General features: G+C 34.3%; 6 protein-coding genes and 3 pseudogenes. 7 read left to right on the plus strand and 2 right to left on the minus strand.

Translation table 11 applies throughout. The features are described 5' to 3' along the window. Window positions 1-259 precede the first annotated feature (259 nt). Window positions 260-463 (plus strand): annotated as a pseudogene (locus tag RXO53_RS06910) (MFS transporter); the annotation flags it as partial. Here RXO53_RS06910 and RXO53_RS06915 read toward each other — a convergent pair. Continuing rightward, window positions 441-923: a hypothetical protein gene (locus tag RXO53_RS06915; RefSeq protein ID WP_410713502.1), complete on the minus strand. Its 483-nt coding sequence runs from the start codon at window positions 921-923 to the stop codon at window positions 441-443. The pseudogene RXO53_RS06910 and the gene RXO53_RS06915 overlap by 23 nt on opposite strands. Window positions 924-1,156: 233 nt before the next feature. On the opposite strand from RXO53_RS06915, the gene RXO53_RS06920 reads away from it, so the two are divergent. Together RXO53_RS06920 and RXO53_RS06925 are read left to right on the plus strand one after the other, a co-directional pair. Continuing rightward, window positions 1,157-2,923 (plus strand): ABC transporter substrate-binding protein, encoded by a 1,767-nt coding sequence (locus RXO53_RS06920; RefSeq protein WP_410713503.1) that lies wholly within the window; start codon window positions 1,157-1,159, stop codon window positions 2,921-2,923. Between the two features lie 77 nt (window positions 2,924-3,000). Then, entirely contained in the window at window positions 3,001-4,245 is a 1,245-nt protein-coding gene (locus tag RXO53_RS06925; RefSeq protein ID WP_410713504.1) for an amidase, read from the plus strand. 102 nt (window positions 4,246-4,347) lie between these two features. Here the strand turns inward: RXO53_RS06925 and RXO53_RS06930 are convergent, their stop codons facing one another. After that, window positions 4,348-5,106, minus strand: coding sequence for an enoyl-CoA hydratase/isomerase family protein (locus RXO53_RS06930; protein ID WP_410713505.1), 759 nt, complete (start codon window positions 5,104-5,106; stop codon window positions 4,348-4,350). A gap of 132 nt (window positions 5,107-5,238) precedes the next feature. Here RXO53_RS06930 and RXO53_RS06935 point away from each other — a divergent pair, with 132 nt between their 5' ends. From RXO53_RS06935 to RXO53_RS06950, 4 genes and pseudogenes are all read left to right on the plus strand, one after another. Beyond that, window positions 5,239-6,609 carry an RNA-guided endonuclease InsQ/TnpB family protein gene (locus tag RXO53_RS06935; RefSeq protein WP_410713506.1) on the plus strand — a complete coding sequence of 457 codons (1,371 nt, stop codon included), beginning with the start codon at window positions 5,239-5,241 and terminating at the stop codon, window positions 6,607-6,609. Between the two features lie 365 nt (window positions 6,610-6,974). Beyond that, window positions 6,975-7,139, plus strand: coding sequence for a hypothetical protein (locus tag RXO53_RS06940; protein ID WP_410713507.1), 165 nt, complete (start codon window positions 6,975-6,977; stop codon window positions 7,137-7,139). Then, window positions 7,126-8,149, plus strand: a pseudogene (locus RXO53_RS06945) (hypothetical protein). The gene RXO53_RS06940 and the pseudogene RXO53_RS06945 overlap by 14 nt, the downstream one beginning before the upstream one ends. 40 nt (window positions 8,150-8,189) lie before the next feature. Beyond that, a pseudogene (locus RXO53_RS06950) lies at window positions 8,190-8,310 on the plus strand (hydantoinase B/oxoprolinase family protein); the annotation flags it as partial.

An 8,310-nucleotide genomic window follows, 5' to 3' on the forward strand; every position in this document is an offset into this window, starting at 1 on the left:
ATAGCTTATTAAATTCAATTTTATTTCCACTCTATTTTTACAACTGAAAGCCTCGCCCTTTAAGGCTGGATGAGAATAGATTTTTTTAAATTTAAAAACTTAAAATTGAGATAGCTACTAAAAGGGTATGCGTCACTGAAACATGAGGTACGCCTCTACCCCAACTAACAAGTGTAATATAGGAATCGCGTAGGGAAGCCTAAATCAGGGCCAAAGTATATAGATTGTGCGTCCCTACACATTAAAAACATATCCCCGAGTCCCTAGGTACGTTGCATTTGAGGTATTCTTGGGAACCACTGATCTGTTGGGAGGGGTTGCAACGAGTTTCCTTGAAGGAATAAGGTCAGCCCTATTGGTCTGTTTTGCGATACTCTTCATCGCATTAATACTCTCAGCTGTGAGGGGAAATGAAGCGAGGGAGGAAAGAGTGGAGACGGTCACAGAACTCCGTCCCTCCTGATTAGTCTGGCCTTGGTGACCAAGTGATACGACTCGCCCAAAAGGAGGCCGCTTGAGAACATCAGAAGTTTGTTAAGGGGCGTGAGCACAGTGAATGACGTAGGGGAATCCACCTTGAGGTATGCCCTCAGTAAGAAGGAGACCAACCAAAGCAGGTAAATCCATACAGATCTCTTGTAGTAGAGATCTCCTCCAGAATAGTAAAACGATACTCCTGATCCCAGCTTGACTCCCATTAGGGCTCCAGCAAGGAAGCCAAGGAGAGAGGTGATAAACAGGGGGTCCGTGAAGTCCTGAGACAACAGACCTAATCTCAGCAAGAGATAAATCGCCGGTCTGAAGAAAACCCTAAACGGTCTGTACTTCCTCCCGTAAAGGCTCCTGTAAGAGCTAAGGGTTAAGATAAGGGCCAGGAAGACCAAGTAGAGAAAGTAGGTGTTCTCGAAAGGATTGGAGATCATGATTGAAGGATAGTCGGCAGGTTATTAAAAACTGTTTTACGTTCATATTTTGAACTGAAATTTGAGGCTCAAAAGGCTAGGTTAAGACAGAGTAGTCATCAGATGTTCCATTGATTGCAGGAAGGCGCTAAGATCCTGATGTAGATTGGGAAACAGTTGGTTGGGAAGTTATTGCAAACGTATTTTCAACATTAGTTATTTATAAAGGATCTAGCACTACCAGCTTCCTGCCAATGGCAGCAGAATACATACCTACAGTAGGTAATTGGTCTCAAAGAGACGTTTATGGAGGTATTTCTCCTAACTATACTGTTTATACATTTAAAATAAGACCTAATTTAAAAGCAGCAAATGGAGATCCTATAACGGCTTATGACGTATGGTATAGCATAACTAGGGGCATGCTTTGTGCTGGAGGTATACCATCAACAGGTGGATGGCTAATAACTCAATATTTAATACCAAATTATATTCCATATACCTCTGTTGTCAAGGCACCTAACGATACTTTAGCTGCAGAAGAAATTATAAGTGCGGTAACTTATGATAACGCAACAAATACTGTTACATTCCATTTGATTGAGCCTGTTTCACCTACACTTTTCTTCATGGCATTGTCTCACACCTTAGGCGGTGGAGCAGTTTTAGATGCAAAATGGCTGGAAAGTGTTGGTGACGGTATCAATTTAACCGGTCTATATAGCAATAATCTAACCCAATTAGCAGAATCATTCTATTCTTATGAACAAACTTGCAATGCAGGTAACTACAATTTACAAGTTCAGAATAATCCTATGTCAACAGGCCCATACATGATAGCTTCCTATACGCCTGGTCAAAGCGTTGTATTAAAACCAAATCCATATTGGCCATCAAACGTGTCTGATATACCAAAGCCAAACGATACCGTTATAATATACTGGGTTAAAGATCCAGACACCGCTTATGAAATGTTCTCATCAGGGCAGGCTGATATAGTAGTAGGGTTACCTAGTAATTATATACCTTTATTAGAGAATATGGAAAGCAATGGTCAAGCAAACCTTTATACGTTCCCAACAACAGCTGAATTCTTCTTCGTGTTTACTTTAAATACGAACACTCAATTATTAAAACAAATAAATCCATCGTATAGTATACCATCATATTATTTTGCAAACCCATTGGTTAGAAAAGCTTTTGCATATGCTTTTAATTATTCAGAATACATAAATGACATAGTAGGTAATGCAAAGTATCATTTTGACTTTGGAAGCCTGTATTGTGGAGCAATAGTTAAAGGACTAAATATTTATATTCCCGAATCAAACTTAACAGGTTGCCCAACATATAATTTAACTTATGCTAAGCAATTAATGGAAGAATCAGGTTTCTATAATATAACAGTTAACTTCCCAATAATAGTATCAAGCGGTGATACTGTTGATTTTACAGCTGCAGAAATGTGGGCACAGGCATTAAACGAAATAGATCCAAATATAAATGCACAGCCATTATATGAACCATTCTCAACAATAATAAGCTATATGATACCAGGTGAAAACCCAATGGCCTTATATTACTTAGGATGGATCTCAGGATATCCCACAGCAAGTTTTGCTGCAGATTCAATATATTTAGCTAGTGGAGCTTATCCATCACCAGACGGATGGAATATAACTTATCTAAATAATTTATCAGCATATTTCAATAAAACAGGAAATACCAATGTTGGTGCTATGATTTGGCAGGAAGCTCAAGAATTTCAGGAAATGAATAATGTATTACAGGAAGCAGATGAGGCTGATTTAGCCGGCAATGTAACACAAGCAATAAGTCTTTATAAACAAGCTGAACAGATGGCAATAAATCTTTACATGTATGTATATACTATACAACAAAACGCTTATTGGGCTATAAAGCCATACATGCAAGCATATCAAGGAAATATATTAGCGTGGGAAGAAAATCCATCATTTAATGGTGCAGGAGATAGTTGGTATTTCTGGTGGTATAAATAATAAACACATCTTATTAATACAATTTGGTGTTAAGTTTATAAAATTTTATTTTTTTATTTTATTAAAAGGTGTGGTAATTGGGAAGTATAAATTTGGTTGAAAAAGTTTTTTCCAAAGATATTCAAGAACTTAATAAAAAAATTAATGCGTTTGTAACTTTTAATAAAAATGCCATAAATGAGGCCGAAGAAATTATTAAGAAAGGTATAGAACCGATACCGATAGGCATTAAAGATATAATATTTACTAAAGGTATTAGAACTACAATGGGCTCAATGCTTTACCAAAATTTTATTCCTAAGCAAGACGCATTTATAATCAAAAAAATTAAAAAATTTGGATATGTTGTTGTTGGCAAAACCAATACACATGAATTTGCATCTGGTGTAACAACAACCTCTACTATATTTGGACCAACCAAAAATCCTCATGATTTAAGTAGAATATCTGGTGGAAGCAGTGGAGGTTCTGCTGCAGCTGTATCTGCTTCAATAGTGCCAATATCTATAGGTACAGATACTGCAGGATCTATTAGGATTCCAGCATCTTTATGCGGAGTTTATGGATTTAAAACTACTTATGGGAAGATTAACATTAATGGTGTATTTCCTTTAGCTAAATCTTTTGATACTTTAGGTTTCTTTTCTAAAGACTTTAAGCAAATAATAGATGTATCAACAAGATTTGGTTTATATAAAAATTTAAAAATTAATAAAATAAGAATTGGAATTCCAAAATGGTACGAATTACCATCAGAATTAAGGGGTTATAATGAAGAACTGGTAGATAAAGTTGAGAATAAATTTTTAGATTATGTAGCAAAATTAGGTTATGATTACAGTTTTGTTGATATGCCTATAGCTCAAAAATATGTTTGGAAAAATTATCCTATAATAAGGTATTCTGAGGCTACATCAGTTCATATAAATAATAAAGATAAATGGGATCAATATTTTCCCGATGTAAGAAGATTGCTCGAAAAAGGATTAGAATATAAGGCTGTTGATTATTTAGAAGCATTAACTCATAAAAATGAAGTTAAGCTGGAATTAAACAAAATTTCCAAAGAATTTGATGTTCTATTAACTCCAACAACTCCTATACCTGCGCCAACTATTGATGAAGTTTCGGGAAAGGAGGACGGAATAATAAGAACTATTTTAACATATTATACAGTATATTCTTCTTATGCTGATGCTCCAACAATTTCTATACCGGCATTAAAAATAGAAAATTTACCTGTTGGGGTGCAATTAATAGGGGGTTACAATAATGACAGCAAATTGTTAAGTATAGCAGGCGCATTTCCTGTTTCATTGTAATTAAAAGGGCAAAAACAGTATTTTTGATGCAGTATTATTTTATAATTAAAATTATTAATTTTAAAAACATAAATAATTAGTGTTTAATTAAATTTTTATAATCTATTTTTTAAACGAAGATTTAATTTTATCTCTTGTCTCCTTTCTTGCCGCAAAAGCTGCAATTGTAGAAGAACCGGCATAAATGTAGGGATTGAATTTAGCAGATGATATTAATGATTTAATTTGTTCTACAGCTAAACTATCGTTCTTGCTTATTTTAATAGCTATATCTTTAACCTTTGACTTTAAAGATTCAATGTTTTCCACAACATCATTAATGAAACCATATTTAATTGCTTCCTCAGCCGTTATCAATTCTCCTGTTAAACCTAAATATGATACAGCTTTAGAATTGGCCATCATAAAACCAACTGTAGAAGTTATTGGTGGTATTAAACCCCATTTAACAGCTGTAACGCCCAATTTAGCAGATTTTACTGCATAGGCCATGTCAGCAGCATATATTAAATCGAATCCTGCTCCAATAGCATATCCATTAATGGCTGCAATAACAGGTACTCTACAATCTAAAATAGCTTTGATGACTCCACCTAATCCTTTATATAGATAATTCCAAGATTTTTCTACATCTTCTAAATTTGAAATTTCATTTAAATCAACACCTGAAGTGAAGTACTTTTCCCCTGCTCCCATTATAGCAACTGATTTTACATTTTCATCTTCACATGAATTCTCAATAGCATCTTTTAAATCAAACATATCTTTACTTCCTAAAGCATTTGCATATTTTTCTCTATTAATAATAATCCAAACTAGAGGATAATCCTTTTCAATTTTAATGCTTACATTTTCACTCATACTAATTACCTACAATATAATTAAGTAAAATCACTAATATTTACGTTTTCTTAATATTTTTTTAACAAACCTCTTCTTTTAAGGTGATAAAGTTTTTAAATGTTGAAAGCATTAAAAAGATTGTGATATTAGATGCCTTTATCTGGTCAACTATTAAAGGATGAGGAGTGGGAGCCGACTCTTACTCCCACAATACCAGATGAAGGCATCTACGAAGTAAAGTTTAATAACATGAGGAGTAATGTGGTTCGTTTACTACCAAACGGTTTTCAGGAAAGGAAACTTAGAAAATTATCAAATCTTTCTGCTAAACTCTTTAATGAGCTTAATTATGAAAGAAGGCAACAATATTTTAAAGAAAGAAAAATAGATTTTAAAGAAACATGGAATAAATTTTATGAAAAATATAAAAAGTATTTAGGAGTTAACGCTCAAGCAGTTATGCAGAAGAATAATGAAGCTTGGTCATCTTTCTTTTCTTTAATAAAGAAAAAAGGAAAACTACAAAATCGTATGAAGCATATAAAACCACCAGGATATTGGATTGATAAAGATACTAGAAGGAGAAGGCTTTTACTTGTTATTAGACAAGATAGATATGAAATAGATGGAGTTAATCATAAAATTATTCTAAAAGATTTCAAAATGGAAATCAATTTTGCTGGTAGGTTAAGGTGGTACGGTAAGCAAGGTAGGCTGGAAATATACTATGATGAGACTGAAAATGCATGGTATGCCTCAATACCTGTTGAAGTAGGTGTTGAAATAACTAAAAAAGGTAAAAAAAGTAAATATATTATAAGGGGAGAAATAAACTTAATAAAAATTAATGAGACTAAAGGAAATAAATTATCTTCAATTGATTTAGGTATAAATAATTTGGCTAGCGTTTTAATAGATGATGGTACATGGCTTGTTTATAAAGGTATAAGGACAAAAGAAGATTATTTTTATTTTCAGAAAAAGATTTCTGAAGTTCAATCTTTATCGGATAAAGCTAAAAACATTAATGAGTATGAAGCTTATGAAGAATTAAAAAGAGAAAAGAAAAGACTTTTTAAGAAATTAATGAGAAGACTTTTGCATTTATATAGGAACTTTGCTTCCCATTTAATAAAGGAACTATGGGAAAAAGGTGTTTCAACCATTTACTTAGGTTACCCATTTAACATTGCTCAGGAAAAGGGAAACAAATTTACGGTAAACATGTGGTCTTACCATAAATTAATTGATGCAATAGAACTTAAAGCACAAGAATATGGCATTAAAGTATATGAAGTTATAGAATATAATACGTCCAGATACTGTGCTTATCATAATGTAGAAGTTAAAAGAAATCCTAGAGGAGTCATTAATTGTCCATTAAAACATAAACTTCATTCTGATTTAAATGGGGCTTTAAACATATTAAAGAAAGCAACAGGTAAAGTCTTATCATCAATAAAGAAACCCTTATCTTTTATTGTAGAACATAACAGAGTAGCACCCGTAAAAGGGGTGTAACCCTTAAGACCTCAGGGAACTCTCGCCCTTCAGGGCTGGGAGGAGGTCAGGAATGTCATGCTAGGAAGCTACGATAATAATGGTAAGCCATGGGCATATTATGAAACCATAGGAGGGGGAAGCGGTGCTAGAGTTCGGCCTTCATTGTGATTAATAGTTACTTTTAATGACTATTAATCACAAGGCCTCATCACTCTTCTTCTCCTCCCCACGCCTAGGTTAGGGAGTATGGACTCCCAGCCACGACGTGGGAAGTTTCATTGGGTGCCTTCCTCCACCTCTCGACTGCTCATTGACTTCATTGTGGCACCTTCCGATTTAATGACAACGGAAAAGTTTATAAATTTTTCTGTAATTAATATCATATGGTTCAAGTTACATTTCACTCAAAAATATCATCAATGGCTCATGACAAATATGGAGACCCAAAATACGCAATATATGTTCCAAAGAGCGTTCATGAGAAGATTAAGGGCTTATTAGACAGAGAGGAGATTGTAGTTGTTATCCTACCAGATGATGAGGAATAAGCTTATGGGCTCTAAGGAAGCAATTGATAACTTCCAATTTGTTACACGGAAAATAGAGTTTGATGAGTTAGATAAGGTAACTAGAATTGCTTATTATTACTCAAAGGGTGTAAAGGCTGGAATTAACCTATAAGGAGTTTCCCTAAACGATGCTGTTAAGGAGTTGTATAAGATCATTCCTTACTCCTTTTATGCTGAAACTGCTTATAAACAAGCCTTAGCATTGGTTGAGAATAAAGGGAGTAAGATTGAGATTAGAAAGAAGTGGATCGCTTGTAGGGGGAATAAAAGCGATAAAGGCAATAGGGGGATAAAATTTCACGTTTTAGAAGACCACGTGTTAATTAAGGTTAAAGACCCTTGGGGTAAGTGGATTTATGGGAGAGCTTATTTTGGCAGGGAGTACTTACCACTACTTCATGAGTTAGAAGAGTTATCTAAAAGAAAGGTGGAGGGTTATGGTGCAGTAATTTCCTTAAAGGAAAAACCAATGATTCACCTTCAAATCCCACTCTGGTTGTACTTAAAGTACTTCTCTTCACCAAAACCTAATGGCTATGGTTTGTTTGCTGGTTTTGATTTGAATAGTGATAGGTTGAACGCTGTTGTAATTAACAAGGAGGGTAAAATTATTACTTTGAAAACTTGGTGGTATTCTGAAGTTGTTTCCCACGGTTTTTCTAAAAGCTATGGCTTTGAGGTTAAACGCTCTTTTACAAGCCCTTAGTTTCCTATCAAAGGTTGGCGTTGATTATGTAGCTTTAGAGGATTTATTTCTAGTTAAGAGGAGGAAGTTCACCACGAGTAAAAGCGGTAATAGGAAGATAACGCGTTTTGCTAAGAAGCATTTGCTAATCCACGGTGTTATTAAATCTTTAAGGTTGGGTTTTAACGTTATTCTAGTTAATCCAAAGGGTACTACCAACTCGGAAGAGCATGAAAAGGTAGTGAGGGAGAAGGGTTTTGATAGGCATACAGCCTCGGCTTACTTAATAGCATTAAGGGATTAGAAGTAATTAAAAATAACTAGTAATTACGTAAAAATGTTACAGACCAAACGGAGATGGTGTTTCTGGTGTGCATACTAATATGACGAATACAATGAATACCCCAATAGAAATAACAGAATCTACTTATCCAATGTTTTTCACCTCATATAAAATAAGGGAAG

The organism is Caldisphaera sp., from assembly GCF_046536515.1.
Classification (GTDB): Archaea; Thermoproteota; Thermoprotei_A; order Sulfolobales; family Acidilobaceae; genus Caldisphaera.